14 protein-coding genes and 1 tRNA gene are annotated in these 16,235 nt (G+C 55.9%); 9 read left to right on the forward strand and 6 right to left on the reverse strand.

Annotation, left to right across the window (positions count from 1 at the left end; all coding sequences use genetic code 11):
- Window positions 1–120 precede the first annotated feature (120 nt).
- Together radD and rplY are read left to right on the forward strand one after the other, a co-directional pair.
- Window positions 121–1,878: a DNA repair helicase RadD gene (radD, locus tag KOSB73_RS21475; RefSeq protein ID WP_098140972.1), complete on the forward strand. Its 1,758-nt coding sequence runs from the start codon at window positions 121–123 to the stop codon at window positions 1,876–1,878.
- 137 nt (window positions 1,879–2,015) lie between these two features.
- Window positions 2,016–2,300 (forward strand): 50S ribosomal protein L25, encoded by a 285-nt coding sequence (gene rplY, locus KOSB73_RS21480; RefSeq protein WP_004122948.1) that lies wholly within the window; start codon window positions 2,016–2,018, stop codon window positions 2,298–2,300.
- Between the two features lie 61 nt (window positions 2,301–2,361).
- On the opposite strand, the gene KOSB73_RS21485 is transcribed toward rplY, so the two are convergent.
- The gene (locus KOSB73_RS21485; protein ID WP_004133905.1) at window positions 2,362–2,955 is read right to left on the reverse strand and encodes an NUDIX domain-containing protein; all 594 of its coding nucleotides are present in this window, start codon (window positions 2,953–2,955) and stop codon (window positions 2,362–2,364) included.
- A gap of 80 nt (window positions 2,956–3,035) precedes the next feature.
- Between KOSB73_RS21485 and KOSB73_RS21490 the strand changes: the two genes are divergently transcribed.
- Window positions 3,036–3,794 carry a DeoR/GlpR family DNA-binding transcription regulator gene (locus tag KOSB73_RS21490; RefSeq protein WP_004133903.1) on the forward strand — a complete coding sequence of 253 codons (759 nt, stop codon included), beginning with the start codon at window positions 3,036–3,038 and terminating at the stop codon, window positions 3,792–3,794.
- A 50-nt stretch (window positions 3,795–3,844) separates the two neighbouring features.
- On the opposite strand, the gene yejK is transcribed toward KOSB73_RS21490, so the two are convergent.
- Complete coding sequence (gene yejK, locus KOSB73_RS21495) at window positions 3,845–4,852, reverse strand: nucleoid-associated protein YejK (RefSeq protein ID WP_004122954.1); 1,008 nt, start codon at window positions 4,850–4,852, stop codon at window positions 3,845–3,847.
- A gap of 178 nt (window positions 4,853–5,030) precedes the next feature.
- On the opposite strand from yejK, the gene KOSB73_RS21500 reads away from it, so the two are divergent.
- From KOSB73_RS21500 to KOSB73_RS21515, 4 genes are all read left to right on the forward strand, one after another.
- Window positions 5,031–5,258: a YejL family protein gene (locus KOSB73_RS21500; RefSeq protein WP_004133900.1), complete on the forward strand. Its 228-nt coding sequence runs from the start codon at window positions 5,031–5,033 to the stop codon at window positions 5,256–5,258.
- 19 nt (window positions 5,259–5,277) lie between these two features.
- A complete protein-coding gene (gene yejM / locus KOSB73_RS21505; RefSeq protein WP_004133897.1) occupies window positions 5,278–7,038 on the forward strand; it encodes an LPS biosynthesis-modulating metalloenzyme YejM in 1,761 nt (586 codons plus the stop codon).
- A 77-nt stretch (window positions 7,039–7,115) separates the two neighbouring features.
- Window positions 7,116–7,192 (forward strand) — tRNA-Pro (locus KOSB73_RS21510).
- Between the two features lie 178 nt (window positions 7,193–7,370).
- Window positions 7,371–8,477 carry an AI-2E family transporter gene (locus KOSB73_RS21515; protein ID WP_004133895.1) on the forward strand — a complete coding sequence of 369 codons (1,107 nt, stop codon included), beginning with the start codon at window positions 7,371–7,373 and terminating at the stop codon, window positions 8,475–8,477.
- Window positions 8,478–8,536: 59 nt separating this feature from the next.
- Here the strand turns inward: KOSB73_RS21515 and KOSB73_RS21520 are convergent, their stop codons facing one another.
- Window positions 8,537–8,959 carry a hypothetical protein gene (locus KOSB73_RS21520; RefSeq protein ID WP_004133893.1) on the reverse strand — a complete coding sequence of 141 codons (423 nt, stop codon included), beginning with the start codon at window positions 8,957–8,959 and terminating at the stop codon, window positions 8,537–8,539.
- Window positions 8,960–9,297: 338 nt separating this feature from the next.
- On the opposite strand from KOSB73_RS21520, the gene eco reads away from it, so the two are divergent.
- A complete protein-coding gene (eco, locus tag KOSB73_RS21525; protein WP_024359224.1) occupies window positions 9,298–9,789 on the forward strand; it encodes a serine protease inhibitor ecotin in 492 nt (163 codons plus the stop codon).
- 42 nt (window positions 9,790–9,831) lie between these two features.
- Here the strand turns inward: eco and mqo are convergent, their stop codons facing one another.
- Window positions 9,832–11,466, reverse strand: coding sequence for a malate dehydrogenase (quinone) (mqo, locus tag KOSB73_RS21530; protein ID WP_098140975.1), 1,635 nt, complete (start codon window positions 11,464–11,466; stop codon window positions 9,832–9,834).
- Between the two features lie 279 nt (window positions 11,467–11,745).
- Here mqo and KOSB73_RS21535 point away from each other — a divergent pair, with 279 nt between their 5' ends.
- Entirely contained in the window at window positions 11,746–12,993 is a 1,248-nt protein-coding gene (locus KOSB73_RS21535; RefSeq protein ID WP_049088481.1) for a SulP family inorganic anion transporter, read from the forward strand.
- Here KOSB73_RS21535 and mgtE read toward each other — a convergent pair.
- A complete protein-coding gene (mgtE, locus tag KOSB73_RS21540; RefSeq protein ID WP_024359227.1) occupies window positions 12,956–14,392 on the reverse strand; it encodes a magnesium transporter in 1,437 nt (478 codons plus the stop codon). The two genes, KOSB73_RS21535 and mgtE, sit on opposite strands and share 38 nt — an antisense overlap.
- A gap of 168 nt (window positions 14,393–14,560) precedes the next feature.
- Window positions 14,561–16,204: a multidrug ABC transporter permease/ATP-binding protein gene (locus tag KOSB73_RS21545; protein WP_024359228.1), complete on the reverse strand. Its 1,644-nt coding sequence runs from the start codon at window positions 16,202–16,204 to the stop codon at window positions 14,561–14,563.
- Between the last annotated feature and the right edge of the window lie 31 nt (window positions 16,205–16,235).

The following is a 16,235-nucleotide window of genomic DNA, read 5'->3' on the forward strand; positions in this document are numbered from 1 at the left end:
GGAGCGGGCAACGCGCCCGAAAAAGAAGAATTTCATAGGTAGTATAACGAGCTATTAACACCACTCAAGGGAAAAGATTCGTGGCATACTATTCGCGAGTTAATTAACCGCTATAAATTCATGACCTTTACACTACGTCCCTACCAAAAAGAAGCGGTCGACGCCACGCTCGCCTGGTTTCGCCGCCACCATGAACCCGCCGCGATTGTCCTGCCGACCGGCGCAGGTAAAAGCCTGGTCATCGCCGAACTGGCGCGCCTGGCGCGCGGTCGGGTACTGGTGCTGGCGCACGTTAAAGAGCTGGTGGCGCAGAACCACGCCAAGTATTGCGCGCTCGGCCTGGAGGCGGATATTTTCGCCGCGGGCCTTAAGCGCAAAGAGAGCCACGGTAAAGTGGTCTTTGGCAGCGTGCAGTCGGTCGCCCGCAACCTTGACCAGTTTCAGGGGGAGTTTTCGCTGCTGATTGTCGACGAGTGCCACCGCATCAGCGACGATGATGACAGCCAGTACCAGCAGATCATCAGCCACCTTCAGCAGGTCAATCCGCATCTGCGCCTGCTGGGGCTGACCGCCACGCCTTTTCGCCTCGGTAAGGGATGGATTTACCAGTTCCACTACCACGGTATGGTGCGCGGCGATGAAAACGCGCTGTTTCGCGACTGCATCTACGAGCTGCCGCTGCGCTATATGATTAAGAACGGCTACCTGACGCCGCCGGAGCGGCTGGATATGCCGGTGGTTCAGTATGACTTCAGCCGTCTCCAGGCGCAAAGCAATGGCCTGTTCAGCGAGGCCGACCTGAACCATGAGCTGAAAAAACAGCAGCGCGTCACGCCGCATATCGTTAGCCAAATCGTCGAGTTCGCTCAAACGCGTAAAGGGGTGATGATTTTCGCCGCCACCGTTGAACATGCCCGTGAAGTGACCGGGTTACTTCCGCAGGGCGAAGCGGCTTTAATTACCGGTGAAACGCCGGGGCCGGAGCGCGATCGCATCATTGAAGCGTTTAAAGCCCAGCAGTATCGCTATCTGGTCAACGTCGCGGTACTGACCACCGGATTTGATGCGCCGCATGTCGATCTGATCGCCATCCTGCGCCCGACCGAGTCGGTGAGTCTTTACCAACAGATCGTCGGCCGCGGCCTGCGCCTGGCGCCGGGTAAAACCGACTGCCTGATCCTTGATTACGCCGGGAATCCGCACGATCTCTATGCTCCGGAAGTGGGGACGCCGAAAGGAAAAAGCGACAACGTGCCGGTCCAGGTGTTTTGCCCGGCATGCGGTTTCGCCAATACGTTCTGGGGGAAAACCACCGCCGACGGCACGCTGATTGAACACTTTGGCCGCCGCTGCCAGGGCTGGTTTGAAGATGACGAAGGCCATCGCGAGCAGTGTGATTTTCGCTTTCGCTTCAAAAACTGCCCGCAGTGCAACGCGGAAAACGATATCGCCGCCCGCCGCTGCCGCGAGTGCGATACCATTCTGGTCGACCCCGATGACATGCTGAAAGCCGCGCTGAAGCTAAAAGACGCGCTGGTGCTGCGCTGTAGCGGAATGGATCTGCAGCACGGCGCGGATGATAAAGGCAGCTGGCTGAAAATCACCTATTACGATGAAGATGGCGCGGACGTCAGCGAGCGCTTCCGCCTGCATACCCCCGCCCAGCGCACCGCCTTTGAGCAGCTCTTTATCCGCCCGCACACCCGAACGCCGGGCGTGACGCTGCGCTGGATAACGCCCGCCGATATCATCGCCCAGCAGGCGCTGCTGCGCCATCCGGACTTTGTCGTGGCGCGCATGAAGGGGCAATACTGGCAGGTGCGGGAGAAAGTATTTGATTATCAGGGCCGATTTCGCCGGGCCAATGAATTGCGCTAATCCTCCGCGCGCCTGAGGTTTTGGTTGCCGCAAAAACGTATGGCAGCTATAATGCCGCCCGCTTTTGCATTCGCAAAGCAGATAATCTGCCTGCTGCTGGGTCGCCTGTAGCAGGATTTATATATAGAGAGACATCAATGTTTACTATCAATGCAGAATTACGTAAAGAGCAGGGTAAGGGTGCGAGCCGCCGCCTGCGTGCAGCTAACAAATTCCCGGCCATCATCTATGGCGGCGAAGCTGCGCCAGTAGCAATCGAACTGGATCACGACAAAGTGTGGAACATGCAGAACAACGCTGAGTTCTACAACGAAGTTCTGACCCTCGTTGTTGATGGCAAAGAAGAGAAAGTTAAAGCTCAGGCTGTTCAGCGCCACCCGTTCAAGCCGAAGCTGACTCACATCGACTTCGTTCGCGCTTAATCGCCGACTGAAAGTTGTATGGCAAACGCCCCGCTCCGCAAGGTTCGGGGCGTTTTGTTTATCAGGCTAACAGCGTTGCCGCATTCAGCGCCAGATGCTGCAGCAGCATAATCGTTTTCGCATCGACGATTTCCCCTTCGCCAATAGCCCGCAGCGCTTTTTCCAGCGGCCACTCCAGCACCTCGATATCTTCCCCTTCCGTCGCCAGGCCGCCACCGTCGCCGCGCCGATCGTCGGCAGAGTATTCGGCGATGAAAAAGTAAAGCTTCTCCGTCACCGAACCGGGGCTCATGTAAGCGGTGAATACCGGCTCAATCCGCGTGACGCGAAAACCGGTCTCCTCTTCGGCTTCGGCAACGATGCGCGCCTCCGGCGAAGCGTTATCCAGCAGTCCGGCGGCGGCTTCGATCAAAAATCCATCATGACCGTTAATCCACACCGGAAAGCGAAACTGGCGAACCAGCACTACCGTTTGCTTTTCGCGGTTGTAGAGTAAAATCACCGCGCCGTTGCCGCGGTCGTAAGCTTCCCGACTCTGCTCCTGCCAGCGTCCGTCCCGGCGCAATAGTTCGAAAGTATATTTCTTGAGCGTATACCAGTTGTCCGATAACAGCGTTTCGCGGATATGGCGAACGCGCGGTGCGTCAGCGTGCATGTTTTTCCCCTTTTAGGTGACAGAGAGCAACATAACATGCATAATCGTGCACAAACAAGATCAATCATGAAGGTGTTTTGATGCTCGCCAGCCAGAGAAAACAGCAAATTTTGCAGATCCTCGCCGAGGAAAAACAGGTGATGTCAGGGGATCTCAGCCAGCGCTTTAGCGTCTCAGAAGACTCCATTCGCCGGGATCTGCGGGAGCTGGCCGCGGAAGGCAAACTGCAGCGCGTCCACGGCGGCGCGCTGCCGGTTTCCGAAGCCATCGCGCCCATTGAAACAAGAAAGAGCGTGCAAATGGCCTCAAAGCAGACCATTGCCCAGCGCGCGGTAGAGCTCATTCAACCCGGCCAGGTGGTGATTATCGACGGCGGCACCACCACCGGAGAGATGGTGCGCCTGCTGCCGGCTACCCTCGCGTGTACGGTGGTCACCCACAGTCCGGGGATCGCCGTCGCGCTGGTGGATAAACCGTTGATCGAGGTGATTTTGATTGGCGGCCGGTTGTTTAAACATTCGGTGGTCAGCGTCGGGTCCGCAGCCCTGGAAAGTATTTCCCGCATCAATGCCGATCTGTTTTTTATGGGCGTCACCGGCGTTCACCCACGGGCGGGATTCACCACCGGCGATTATGAAGAAGCGGGGATCAAGCGCGCGCTGGCGACGCGGGCTGCCGAAACGGTGGTGATGGCGTCACAAGAGAAGCTGAACTCCGCGTCGGCTTTTGCTATCGGCGGGCTGGGTCTGGTCAGTACGCTGATCGTGGATACGACGTTAGACGAGACGCTGCGCCAGCAGTTAGCCATCGATGGCGTAGAGATCGTCTGCGCCGGATAGCTCAGGCCCAAGGCTAAAAAAATCCCGACCCGGCGTCGGGATTTTGCGTTTTAATTCCCGCCCGAGGTGCGGCGCTGCAGCTGATCGCGCAGGTTAGGCGGCGTGCCTTTAATGGTTAAGGTATCCGTGGCCGGATCCCAGAATACCCTCTCGCCCAGCAGCATCGCGTCAAAGTTAATGGTTAACCCGCCGCCGCTGCCGGCAAACTTGGTTAACTGACGCAAAGTGCTGCGATCCGCCGGGAAGCTCTCTTCCAGCTCGTAGCCCTGTTCGGCGGTAAATTCCTGAAACGTCTTCTCGCTGACGCCCGCCAGCTCTTTTGACAGCGACTCCAGCTCGATTTCCTCACCGGCCTGCAGCTGTTCATTGCAGTAGCTGTATACCTGCTGGCGCACGTTTTGACGCTCAGATTTATCCAGCTGCGCATCGGCGGCGAAATCATCCAGCGCCTGCAGCAGGCCGCGGTTCTGCGCTTTCGCGTTCAGCCCTTCGCTGGCGCCGAGGAAATCCATAAAGAAATCCGCCACCTTGCGCCCTACCCGGCCTTTCAGGAAGGTCAGATAGCGCGTTGACTCCGGGTTGGTTTCCCATTCGGTTAAATCAATACGGGCGACGATATCCGCGTGATTGATATCCAGATAATGGGTGGAGCTGATATCCAGCTCTTCATTGACGCGCATGCTGCTTAAATTGTTCAGCACCGCCACCATCAGATATTCCACCGCCAGATAGCGATACTGGCAAAACAGCACGATTCCGCCTTCAGCAAAGGGATATTTTGCCAGTTCGTCGCGCAGGCGACCGGTAGCGGCGCGGCTGAACGGCAGGAACGCTTCTTCGCCCTTACGCTGCCCGCGCAGCGCCTGCGCCAGCTCGCTCTCTTCATTAAACAGGCCGTAGGCTTTATTTTTCGCGCTGTAGACACGATGCAGTTCGGCCATCATCTCCACCACCGTCGCCGTCGGCTCCAGCAGTGACTCGCGCAGCACCAGCTCCAGATTTTGTTCATCACGTTTGATTAACTGATGCAGGGCAATCTGGTCGATATCCAGACTCATGTTAAACTCTCCTTTTAGACCGGGCGGTATTCAACCACCGGCGGGGCGACGACGCAACCGCCGCGTGACTCTTTGCGAGCGAAGCCGCGCGCTTTTGCGTCGCGGCGAAAAAATGCGGAAAAAAAGCTGCTGCTACGGTAATATGTTGCCCTTTCACGAACAAACAGATTTTGAGTTTATGCCGCAATTATCCCGCTATAGCGATGAACACGTCGAACAGCTGCTCAGCGAGCTGACGAGCGTTCTGGAAACACATAAAGCGCCCGTTGACCTGTCACTGATGGTACTGGGCAATATGGTGACTAACCTGATCAATAGTAGCGTCGCGCCGGCGCAGCGTCAGGCCATCGCCCGTTCTTTTGCCCAGGCGCTGCAGTCGTCTATCAACGACGATCCGGCGCACTAAGGATAACGAACAACAGTATATGGTGACTCTTCGTCAGCCCTACCGAGAAAAAGTCTCCCAGATGGTCAGCTGGGGACACTGGTTCGCCCTTTTCAACATGTTGTTGGCTATGGTGCTCGGCAGTCGCTATCTGTTTGTCGCCGACTGGCCAACGACGCTTGCCGGACGTCTTTTTTCGTACGTCAGCCTCGTTGGTCACTTCAGCTTTCTGGTCTTTACCAGCTATGTGCTGATCCTCTTTCCGCTGACGTTTGTCGTCATATCCCAGCGCTTAATGCGCTTTATCTCGGTTGTTCTGGCGACCGTGGGCATGACGCTGCTGCTGATCGACAGCGAAGTTTTCACCCGTTTCCACCTGCATCTTAATCCCTTTGTCTGGGAACTGGTGATTAACCCCGATCAGAACGAGATGGCGCGCGACTGGCAGCTGATGTTTATCAGCGTGCCGATCATTTTTCTGCTGGAGATGCTGTTTGCGACCTGGAGCTGGCAGAAGCTGCGCAGCCTGACGCGTCGCCGCCACTATGCGCGTCCCGTTGCCTGGTTCTTCTTTATTTCTTTTATCAGTAGCCACCTGGTCTATATCTGGGCGGACGCCAATTTCTATCGCCCGATAACCATGCAGCGGGCCAACCTGCCGCTTTCCTATCCGATGACGGCGCGCCGTTTTCTGGAAAAACACGGCCTGCTCGACGCGCAGGACTACCAGCGCCGCCTGGTGGAGCAAGGCGCGCCGGAAGCCGTGTCGGTACAATACCCGCTGAGCGATCTGCGTTATCGCGATCTCGGTACCGGCTATAACGTGCTGCTGATTACCGTTGATAATCTTAATTATTCGCGCTTTGAGAAAAACATGCCGGCGCTGGCCGGGTTCGCGAAAGAGAACGTTAACTTTACCCAGCATATGAGCTCCGGTAATACCGCTGACAGCGGCATGTTTGGCCTGTTCTACGGTATTTCGCCGAGCTATATGGACGGCGTCCTCTCCGCGCGTATTCCCGCGGCGCTGATTACTTCGCTGAACCAACAGGGCTATCAGCTGGGCCTGTTCTCGTCCGACGGCTTTAGCAGCCCACTTTACCGCCAGGCGCTGCTGTCCGATTTTTCACTGCCAGCCGCGAAAGCGCAAAGCGATGAGCAGACGGCCAACCAGTGGATTAACTGGCTGGACCGCTACGCCCAGGATGAAAACCGCTGGTTCTCATGGGTTTCGCTCAACGGCACCACCCTTGACGACGGGCAGCAGCAAAACTTTGTCCGTCGCTACAGCAGCGCTGCCGGTGCGGTCGATACGCAAATTGGTCGTGTGCTGAACGCGCTGCGCGAAGCGGGCAAGCTGGACAACACGGTGGTGATCGTGACGGCGGGCCGCGGAATGCCGCTGAACCCGCAGCATGAGCAGTTTGGCTGGTCGCGCGAGCAGCTGCAGGTTCCCCTGGTGATCCATTGGCCAGGCACGCCGGCGCAGGAGATCGCGACGCTGACGGATAACAAAGACGTGATGACGACGCTGATGCAGCGTTTGCTCCACGTCTCCACCCCAGCAAACGAGTATTCGCAAGGTGAAGACCTGTTTAGCGCCGCCCGTCGCCGAGCCTGGGTCACCGCAGCGAATAGCGATACGCTGGCCATTACCACGCCGAAAGTCACCGTCGTGCTTAATCACAACGGCACTTACCGAACATGGAACAGCGACGGCGAGAAAATTAACGATCAAAAACCGCAGCTCAGCTTGCTGCTGCAGGTGCTGACCGATGAAAAACGCTTTATCGCTAACTGATTGATTATTTATAAATCAATCAGGCATTTCCCGGCTTGCATTCGCTTGGGGAACGGGTAATATTGTTCCCCACGAATCGGCACGTAGCGCAGCCTGGTAGCGCACCGTCATGGGGTGTCGGGGGTCGGAGGTTCAAATCCTCTCGTGCCGACCAAATTATTCACCGATTAAATCGGTAACCCCTTAAGAACCCGCACTCTTACAGAGACTGCGGGTTTTTTAATGTCATATTTCCTCCCTGTTCTCAGCAAAACGAACCAGTCACTTTGATTGTAAATCATGGAAAAGCTTCTATTATTTGATGGTACACGTCATTTTTCTGAAGGATTCACATGAGAGTTAATGGACTTACGAAGGGATTTTTCATCCTGATCGTGCTGATCGTCACCCTTGCTTTTTTCGACGTTCTCTCCCCCTATTATTCAGCCATTTTATGGGCAGCAATTCTGGCGGTCATCTTCCACCCGGTGAAGAACAAACTGCGCGATCGGATCGGCGAGCGCAACGGCCTGGCGGCGTTTCTGACGATAGTGATTATCTGTCTGATCGTGTTTACCCCGCTGGCGATCATTCTCTCGTCGCTGGCCTTCGAGCTAAACGTGGTTTACACCAAACTGCAGCATAACGATACCCAGTTCCCGACCGTGGTAGCCAGCCTGTTTGCGCACCTGCCGGAATGGGCCAGGAGCTTCCTCTCAGAGCATGACCTTGATAGCGCGGAACAAATTCAGCGCCAGCTTTCGGACGTTGCGCTTAAAGGAGGCCAGTACCTGGCCGGTAGCGCATTCCTGATTGGTAAAGGCACCTTTGGTTTTACCATTAGCTTCGGCATCATGCTTTATCTGCTGTTTTTCCTGCTCAAAGATGGTCCGTACCTGGTCAGGCTGATCCTTGAATCCCTGCCGCTATCGAATCACGTGAAGCAGCATCTTTTCGCCAAATTTGCCGCCGTCGCCAGGGCAACCGTCAAAGGTACCGTAGCGGTCGCCCTCGCGCAGGGCGCGCTTGGCGGACTGGCGTTCTGGATCGTGGGTCTTGATGGCAGCATCCTGTGGGGCGCGCTGATGGCGTTTCTGTCGCTGATTCCGGCGGTGGGCTCGGCGATCATCTGGGTTCCTGCGGCAGTCTATCTCTTCGCGACCGGTCAGCTATGGCAGGGGGCGTTTATCGTTGGCTTTTTTGTGATCATCGTCGGCCTGGTCGATAATATTCTTCGCCCTCTACTGGTTGGCAAAGATACCAAAATGCCGGACTACCTGATCCTGATCACCACCATCGGCGGTATGGAAATCTACGGCATCAACGGCTTTGTTATCGGCCCGCTGATCGCCGCCCTGTTTATCGCCTGCTGGAACCTGCTGTCCGGACGCGATCACGCCGGAAATATCGACGAGCTTGATGAGGATTTCTTAGAAGAGGGTAAAAATCACGAGGAGTAACGCGTTCCTTTTGGACCGCGCAGGTATACAGGGGGAGCCTATCCCCCCGATCGGCGCTTTTATTTGGCGTAGCCTTTAAACACGCCGTCCTGAGTGACGGCTATTTTGCCGTTGGCGTAAACGATAAAGTTGTAAAGCCCCTGCTGGTAAACGGTCGCGTCTTTATTTTTCTCAATCACCGCCGCCGCTTTACCATCAATACTTAAGCCGGTACTGGTGCCTTTAATCTCCATGCCGTTAAAGTGCCGGGTTTTCACCTTCGCGCTCTGACTATGCTGAACGGCAGCGGCGGCGTTTTCTAACGCCTGCTTCTCATAAGCTGCATTCATCGAGGCCTGACGATTTTGCTCCGCTAAGTAGCAGGTATCGCGGGAAATCCCCCTCGCCTCGCAGTTCGCCAAACGCTGTGACTCGGAAGTACAACCTGCCAATAGCGAAGAAACCGCCAGCGACGCAACCAGTAAAACCTTTTTCACTTTCATCTACCATCACTCATATCAATTATTTAAATGAACAATTCCCTTTCAATTAATTTCCCTTATGAATCATTCTAAATGACGGAAGATAAATATAACGAATGAAATAATCTCATATGTAAATTAATTCTTTTATTGATCATAATCATTTTAAAAATTCACCTATTCAATAATAGGCGGTAGCGGAAAAACGCGGGCTGCCGCAGGTGATGAATAACTGCCCCCTACCGCAATAGCAGAACTTATAACTAGAAACTATGAAAACTTTGGTAAACACCACTACTCATAACGCAAACTAATGCTAACATTGTGCTGTTTATGATTGATAACAAAGGATTACTCACGTGAAAAAAATCACTACGTTTGCCGCCTCCCTGCTGGCCATTGCCTGCGTTTCCGCGAGCGCCGTTGCAGCTGAGCAGCCGCTGGAAAAAATCGCTCCGTATCCTAAGGCGGAACAAGGGATGAAGCGTCAGGTGATTCAGCTGCCGCAGCAGCAGGATGAGTCCGCATTAAAAGTAGAGCTGTTAATTGGCCAGACGCTGGAAGTCGACTGCAATCGCCACCGGCTTGGCGGCCAGCTGGAAAGCAGAACCCTGGAAGGCTGGGGCTACGACTACTACGTGTTTGATAAAGTGACGTCACCCGTCTCAACCATGATGGCCTGCCCGGACGGTAAAAAAGAGAAGCAGTTTGTGATGGCTGGCCTGGGCGATGCGGGCATGCTGCGTTACAACAGCAGGTTACCTATCGTGGTTTATACCCCGGCTAATATCGACGTGAAATATCGTATCTGGCGAGCGGACGAAACCATCGGCGCTGCCGTTGAGCGTTAATGGCTAAGACAGATTCCGGCGGCCTGAGCCGCCGGAAAGCATTTACAGCGCGATATCCGCGATAGGTTTGCCTTCAGGCAGCGGCTTCAGCGTCGCCTGCGGCACATCATCAGCAGCGGTAAGCGGCTCATAGTGCAGTTCCAGCACTTCGCTGGTCCACGCCAGCGCCCTTTCAATTTCCGCCGCGTTGCCATCCAGACGCGTACCGTAGCTCGGTATAATCGCTTTCAGTTTCGCCTGCCAGTCCGCGGAGTTGATCTTCTCTTTGAACACTTTCTCCATCAGCTGCAGCATGATTGGCGCGGCGGTGGAAGCCCCCGGCGAGGCGCCCAGCAGCGCGGCAACGGTACCTTCATCATCGCTGACGACTTCGGTACCCAGACGCAGAACGCCGCCCTTCTTCTCATCACGCTTGATAATCTGCACGCGCTGGCCGGCCTGCCATAAGCGCCAGTCTTCTTTGCGCGCTTCCGGGTAGTACTCGCACAGCGCTGCGTGACGATCTTTGTCCTTTTGCAGCACCTGGCTAATCAGATATTTTACCAGATCGAAGTTATCCAGCCCGACGTTGAGCATCGGCATGATGTTTGATGTGTTGGTGGAAGCCAGCAGATCCCAAAGCGAACCATTTTTCAGGAAGCGGGTTGAGAAGGTAGCGAACGGCCCAAACAGCACCACGCGTTTGCCATCGATAATACGGGTATCGATGTGCGGAACCGACATCGGCGGCGCACCCACTTCCGCCTGGCCATAGACTTTAGCCAGATGGTGGTTAACCACTTCCGGGTTCTCACAGACCAGGAACTGCCCGCCGACCGGGAAGCCCGCGTACTCCTTCGCCTGCGGAATACCGGTTTCCTGCAGCAGGGTCAGCGCGGCGCCGCCGGCGCCGATAAAGATAAACTTAGCCTTGATAACCCGTTTCTGGTGGCGATTGTTCGCATCCGCCAGCGTGACGCTCCAGCTCTTATCGGCATTGCGCTTAAAGCGGCGTACCACGGTACCCAGCTGAAGCGAGAAATTGTCATGGGTTTGCAGCCCGGCGATCAGCTGACGGGTGATTTCACCGTAGTTCACGTCGGTGCCGACTTCCGAGCGGGTTGCGGCCACCTTCTGCTGCGGATCGCGTCCTTCCATTACCAGCGGAGCCCACTCTTTAATTTGTTGATGATCTTCGGAGTAGCGGATACCGCGGAACAGCTCGCTTTGTTGTAAAGCCGCATAGCGGGCGCGCAGGAAGTTAACGTTGTCTTCGCCCCACACGAAGCTCATGTGCGGCACGCTGTTAATAAAGGATTTCGGCTTTTTCAGAATGCCCCGGGTCACCTGGTGGGCCCAAAATTGACGAGAAATCTGGAAAGATTCGTTGATACCGACCGCTTTATCGATATTGATACCGTTAGCGGTTTGCGGCGTATAGTTCAGCTCCATCAGCGCCGCGTGGCCGGTGCCCGCGTTGTTCCATCCGTTCGAGCTCTCTTCCGCGACGCTGGACATCTGCTCGACCATGGTAATAGACCAGTCCGGCTCCAGTTCCTGCAGCCAGGTTCCCAACGTGGCGCTCATGATGCCGCCGCCAATCAACAATACATCCGTCTCTTGCTCATGGCGGGTGTTGGTCCGAGTGTTATTGGAACCAACCGCCTGTGAGCTGGGTACGGCCATCTTTTTCTTCATCGGATTTGAGCCTTACTTTACTCGCTTTTTTATTTAGCGCAGGTGAAACGATTCTCGGCTTCAAAGGTAACACTGAAGAAAAAAAATTTAAATATTGTTTAAATTTTAAGTTGAGTTTTGAGATCTGTTATAAAAATGTTTAATAAATGTGTATCACAAATCACATTTTGTACTGGTGTCAGCGGCGCTTACGCGCTATTATCCTCGGTTTTGTGACCGACCGCACGTAAGTAGCGATCGGTCCTGCCGCCAAATTTTTAAAATCTGCGAACTTTTTTTATGCCTCCAGTTTCTGATTCCGCTACCTCCGGTAACGCTGGCGCATTAGGCCAGATACTGCGTTCGCCCGCGCTGCTGACGCGTGAAACGTTGGCTGGCGTGCTCACCGCACTGGCCCTGATCCCCGAAGTCATCTCCTTCTCCGTCATCGCTGGGGTCGATCCGAAAGTTAGCCTGATTGCCTCCGTGGTGCTGTGCCTGGCGATGTCGCTCCTGGGCGGACGGCCTGCGATGGTCACCGCGGCCGCCGGGTCGGTGGCGCTGGTTATCGGTCCAATGGTGCATCAATACGGCGTCGGCTACATTCTGCCGGCGGTCGTTCTGGCGGGGGTTATTCAAATTTTGTTTGCCGTTTGTGGCATGGCGCGCCTGATGCGCTTTATCCCGCAGGCGGTGATGACCGGTTTTGTTAACGCGCTGGGTATTCTCATCTTTTTTGCTCAGGTACCGCATTTCTGGAGCAAGCAGCCGCTGATTATCGGCCTGTTCGTGTTAACGCTGCTGATTGTGCTGTGGGCGCCGCGCTTTATTAAGGCGATCCCTTCTCCGCTGATCGCTATCGTTCTGTTGACCCTGTTTACCGTTTTCAGCGACCAGCTGCTGCCGACCGTCGGCGACGAAGGCTCCATGAGCGGCGGACTGCCGGGATTCACCAGCCTGATGGTGCCTCTGGACTTAACCACGCTGAGCATTATCTGGCCCTGCGCGCTGAGCATCGCTTTTGTCGGCCTGATGGAGTCGCTTCTCACGGCGAAGCTGGTCGATGATTTGACCCATACCCCTTCCAGTAAAGCGCGCGAGAGCGCTGGTCTGGGCATCGCCAATATCCTCGCCGGGTTTTATGGCGGCATCGCCGGATGCGCAATGATCGGTCAGACTATCGTTAACGTTGAAATGGGCAAAGCACGTAGCCGCGTCTCGACCATTGTCGCAGGCCTGGTGCTGCTCCTGCTGGTGACCGCGCTCAGCGAAGTGATGGCGAAAATCCCGATGGCCGTTCTCGCCGGCGTGATGGTGATTGTGGCGGTAAAAACCTTTAGCTGGCACAGCGTTCGTCCGGCGGAGTTGGCGCGCAACCCGTGGCCGGAAACGCTGGTGATGCTGGTTACCGTCGGCGCGACCGTCAGCACCAGCAATCTGGCCATTGGCGTCCTGGCAGGCCTGGTTTCAATGGCGCTGATCCCTCGCCGCCTGCGTAATCAAGCGCAGGCTACATCAGAAAAATCGTCGCCAGCCCAAGAAAAATAAAGAATCCGCCGGTGTCGGTAATCGCGGTAATCATCACGCTGGAGCCGACCGCCGGATCGCGACCCAGCTTAACCATCACCATCGGGATAATCACGCCCATCATCGCCGCCATCAGCAGGTTGAGCATCATCGCCAGGGTCATTACGCCGCCAAGCTGCGGATCGTCATACAGCCACCAGGTAATCGCCCCCATAATCCCGCCCCAGACGATCCCATTGATCAGCGCGACGCCCATCTCGCGCAGGATCAGGAACGAAAAGCTTCCCGGCTGAATATGCTGTAACGCCATCGCCCGCACGATCATGGTGATCGTCTGATTGCCGGTGTTGCCGCCGATCCCGGCAACAATCGGCATCAGCGACGCCAGCGCCACCAGTTGGGAGATAGTGTGTTCGAAACCGTCGATAACGCGGGAGGCGATAAACGCGGTGCACAGATTCACCGCCAGCCAGGCCCAGCGGGTCTTCACCGCCTTGCTGACCGGGGCAAAAACGTCGTCATCGTTGCTCAGGCCGCCCATCCGGCGTAAATCGTTGTCCGTCTCTTCATAGACCACGTCGACGATCTCGTCGATGGTTAAACGCCCCATCAGCTTGCCGTCGGCATCAATCACCGCGGCGCTAAGTAAGTCATCACGTTCAAAAGTACGCGCCACTTTTTCCGCGTCCTCGTGCGGCTGGAAGGTCACTGGATCGCCTTCCATCACTTCCCCCACCCGCTTCTGCGCATCGTTAAGCAGAATGGTTTGTAGCTCGAGTTCGCCGAGCAGCAGCTTATTGCGGGTGGTCACAAACAGTTTGTCGGTGTTCTCCGGCATTTTCCCTAATCGCCGCAGATAGCGCTGTACCGCCGCGAGAGTGGCTTCCGGACGAACGGTAATGACCTCAAACTCCATGATCGCACCGACGGTATTGTCGGCGTAGCGCATCATCTGGCGAATACGCGCGCGCTTATCCGCAGGCAGGGTTGCCAGCAAACGTCCGGTCAGATCGCGCGGCAGGTGCTGCAGCAGGTAGACCTGTTCATCAATATCGAGATTTTGCAGCGCGAACAGCAGGTCGTGATCGCTCATCTCCTCGATGAGGTCGCCCCAGACGCTTTCCGATGCCTCCAGCAGCACTTCACCGCGCTTATCGTCAGCGACCAGCCGCCAGAGCGCGTTGCGCGCATCATAAGGCAGCGCCTCAAGCGCATCGGCAAGGTCCGGTGGCGGCAGGTGTGAAACCAGCATCTCCACTTCCGCCAGATCGTCGGCAAGCGTGTTGTCATCGTAACGTTCAGCGAGGGTTAATTTTCCCAGCAGCGAAGATGTGACGGCTTTATCGGTGCTCAGGAGCCAAATGAGGCGGGCGCGCTCTTCGTCACGCAATCTGGCGCTTTTTTTATGCAAAACGGACATCGGTCAGGCAATCCTTGTAAAAATATCTGTCAGACCAGCAGGCCGGAAGCCTTAAGCATAGCGCGAGGAGGCGGAAATAATAACCGCTATGAATTCAGTCGACGGAAAAAACAGCAGCCTGCGGGAAGCCCGGAGGTCGGCTGGCGCCTCCGGGATGAGCCTGCGCTATCAGGCGGTACGGGCGACCGCGTCGCGCGTCGCCAGCTCGCGCTCTTTTCCGCTCAGCTCCGATAGCTGGCCGCCGCGCATTTCCAGCAGCCTGTCGGCGTGCTGAAAGTAGTGATCGTCATGGCTAATAGCAAAGAGGGTTTTACCCATCTCCTTCATCAGCGGCAGCAGCACCTGATAGAACTCACGGCGGAAATGGGGGTCCTGATCCGCCGCCCATTCATCCAGCATGATGATATCTCTGTCTTCTGCTAACGCCAGCAGCAGCGCCACGCGCTTTTTCTGCCCTTTTGACAGCTTCAGGTCGAGGATTTTGCCGTCATCCAGCCGTAACTTATGGTTCATCTGCAGATAACCCAGCCACTTCTCCACCAACGCCGGGTCAGCCGCCTTCCCTTCCGGCCCCAGCAGCCTGTCGAACAGCCAGACGTCGGTAAACACCGCCGAGAACAGCTTACGATAATCTTCCGGTTTATCCGCCGCCATCGGCTGACCATCGAGCAGGATCTGTCCGGATACCGGCTGATACAAGCCGGTCAGCAGCATAGCCAGCGTCGATTTCCCGCTACCGTTGCCGCCAATCAGAAAGACCAGCTCACCGCGCTTGAGGGTCATATTAATCGGCCCGACCGCAAAGCTGTTGTCAGGATAATGAAAGGTGATATCGCGCAGCTCGAGAGTCTGCCAGTGGGGATGCGCCTGCGGCTGCGGAAATTCAGCGCGATACGGCGCGAGCGAAAATTTATTCAGCTTGTTGAACGCCACCTGCGCGCTGAGCAAAGTGGGCAGCGCGCCAACCGCGGAAAGCAGCGGCGTGCGCAGGAATAATAGGGTCAACGAGTAGGTCGCCGCTACCGCCGTATTGGCCCAGCCCAGGCTGTTGGCCATCCAGAAGACCAGGCCAATCGCGCCCAGCATCATAATATTCGACCAGTTGACCGCACTCAGATGGAAAGTATCGGCGCGAACAATATGGTGCCGATATTCTTGCGCATCGGGGAGATAGAGCTGGTTAAACACATACTCAGCTCGCTCGCGGTTGAGGGTCAGCTCTTTGCGCCCCTCGAGAACCGTCTGGTAATCGTGATACAGCTTATCTTCGCTTTCGCGCAGCGAGGCCATGTGTTTATACACCCGCGATACCAGTATAAAACCGCCCCAGATGGTCAACGCCAGCCACAGCGCGGTAACCAGCATCATTTTTCCCGACAGCCAGGCCAGATAGGCGGCGGAACCGAAGGTGAGAATAATCCCCTGCACCAGCTCCGGCAGACGCACGAAGGCAATGGTGATATTACGGATATCGCTGGTTAACCCGGCCAGCAGCGACGCGCTGCCGATTTTCTCGATCTTCTCGATTTGCGTGTCGAGAATGCGCTTAATAAATTCGCCGCGCAGGCGGTAGACAAAATGGTGGCCAAGCGTGGTCAGCGCCAGCTGCGAACCGAGCGTGACCGCCATCAATAGCAGTAGCAGCCCGAGGAACTCCGGCAGGACCGTCAGGGAAGTGTCGACAAGGGTAATCAGACGCAGATTAATAAAGGCGATAAGCCCAATACCCAGCGCCGCGCTCAGCAGGCTCAGGGCAATGACGGAGATAAACGGCCAGCGATACTGACGCCAGACAAGAAGAAGAAGTTCCATAACGCATAATCCGGGCAAGCAAAAACAGCCA

The sequence above is a fragment of the Klebsiella grimontii genome, assembly GCF_900200035.1.
In the GTDB taxonomy this organism is placed as follows: Bacteria; Pseudomonadota; Gammaproteobacteria; order Enterobacterales; family Enterobacteriaceae; genus Klebsiella; species Klebsiella grimontii.

Coding starts and splice junctions, on each gene's coding strand:
- radD (WP_098140972.1), top strand. CDS start 121: ATGACCTTTACACTACGTCCCTACCAAAAAGAAGCGGTCGACGCCACG.
- rplY (WP_004122948.1), top strand. CDS start 2,016: ATGTTTACTATCAATGCAGAATTACGTAAAGAGCAGGGTAAGGGTGCG.
- KOSB73_RS21485 (WP_004133905.1), bottom strand. CDS start 2,955: ATGCACGCTGACGCACCGCGCGTTCGCCATATCCGCGAAACGCTGTTA.
- KOSB73_RS21490 (WP_004133903.1), top strand. CDS start 3,036: ATGCTCGCCAGCCAGAGAAAACAGCAAATTTTGCAGATCCTCGCCGAG.
- yejK (WP_004122954.1), bottom strand. CDS start 4,852: ATGAGTCTGGATATCGACCAGATTGCCCTGCATCAGTTAATCAAACGT.
- KOSB73_RS21500 (WP_004133900.1), top strand. CDS start 5,031: ATGCCGCAATTATCCCGCTATAGCGATGAACACGTCGAACAGCTGCTC.
- yejM (WP_004133897.1), top strand. CDS start 5,278: ATGGTGACTCTTCGTCAGCCCTACCGAGAAAAAGTCTCCCAGATGGTC.
- KOSB73_RS21515 (WP_004133895.1), top strand. CDS start 7,371: ATGAGAGTTAATGGACTTACGAAGGGATTTTTCATCCTGATCGTGCTG.
- KOSB73_RS21520 (WP_004133893.1), bottom strand. CDS start 8,959: ATGAAAGTGAAAAAGGTTTTACTGGTTGCGTCGCTGGCGGTTTCTTCG.
- mqo (WP_098140975.1), bottom strand. CDS start 11,466: ATGAAGAAAAAGATGGCCGTACCCAGCTCACAGGCGGTTGGTTCCAAT.
- KOSB73_RS21535 (WP_049088481.1), top strand. CDS start 11,746: ATGCCTCCAGTTTCTGATTCCGCTACCTCCGGTAACGCTGGCGCATTA.
- mgtE (WP_024359227.1), bottom strand. CDS start 14,392: ATGTCCGTTTTGCATAAAAAAAGCGCCAGATTGCGTGACGAAGAGCGC.
- KOSB73_RS21545 (WP_024359228.1), bottom strand. CDS start 16,204: ATGGAACTTCTTCTTCTTGTCTGGCGTCAGTATCGCTGGCCGTTTATC.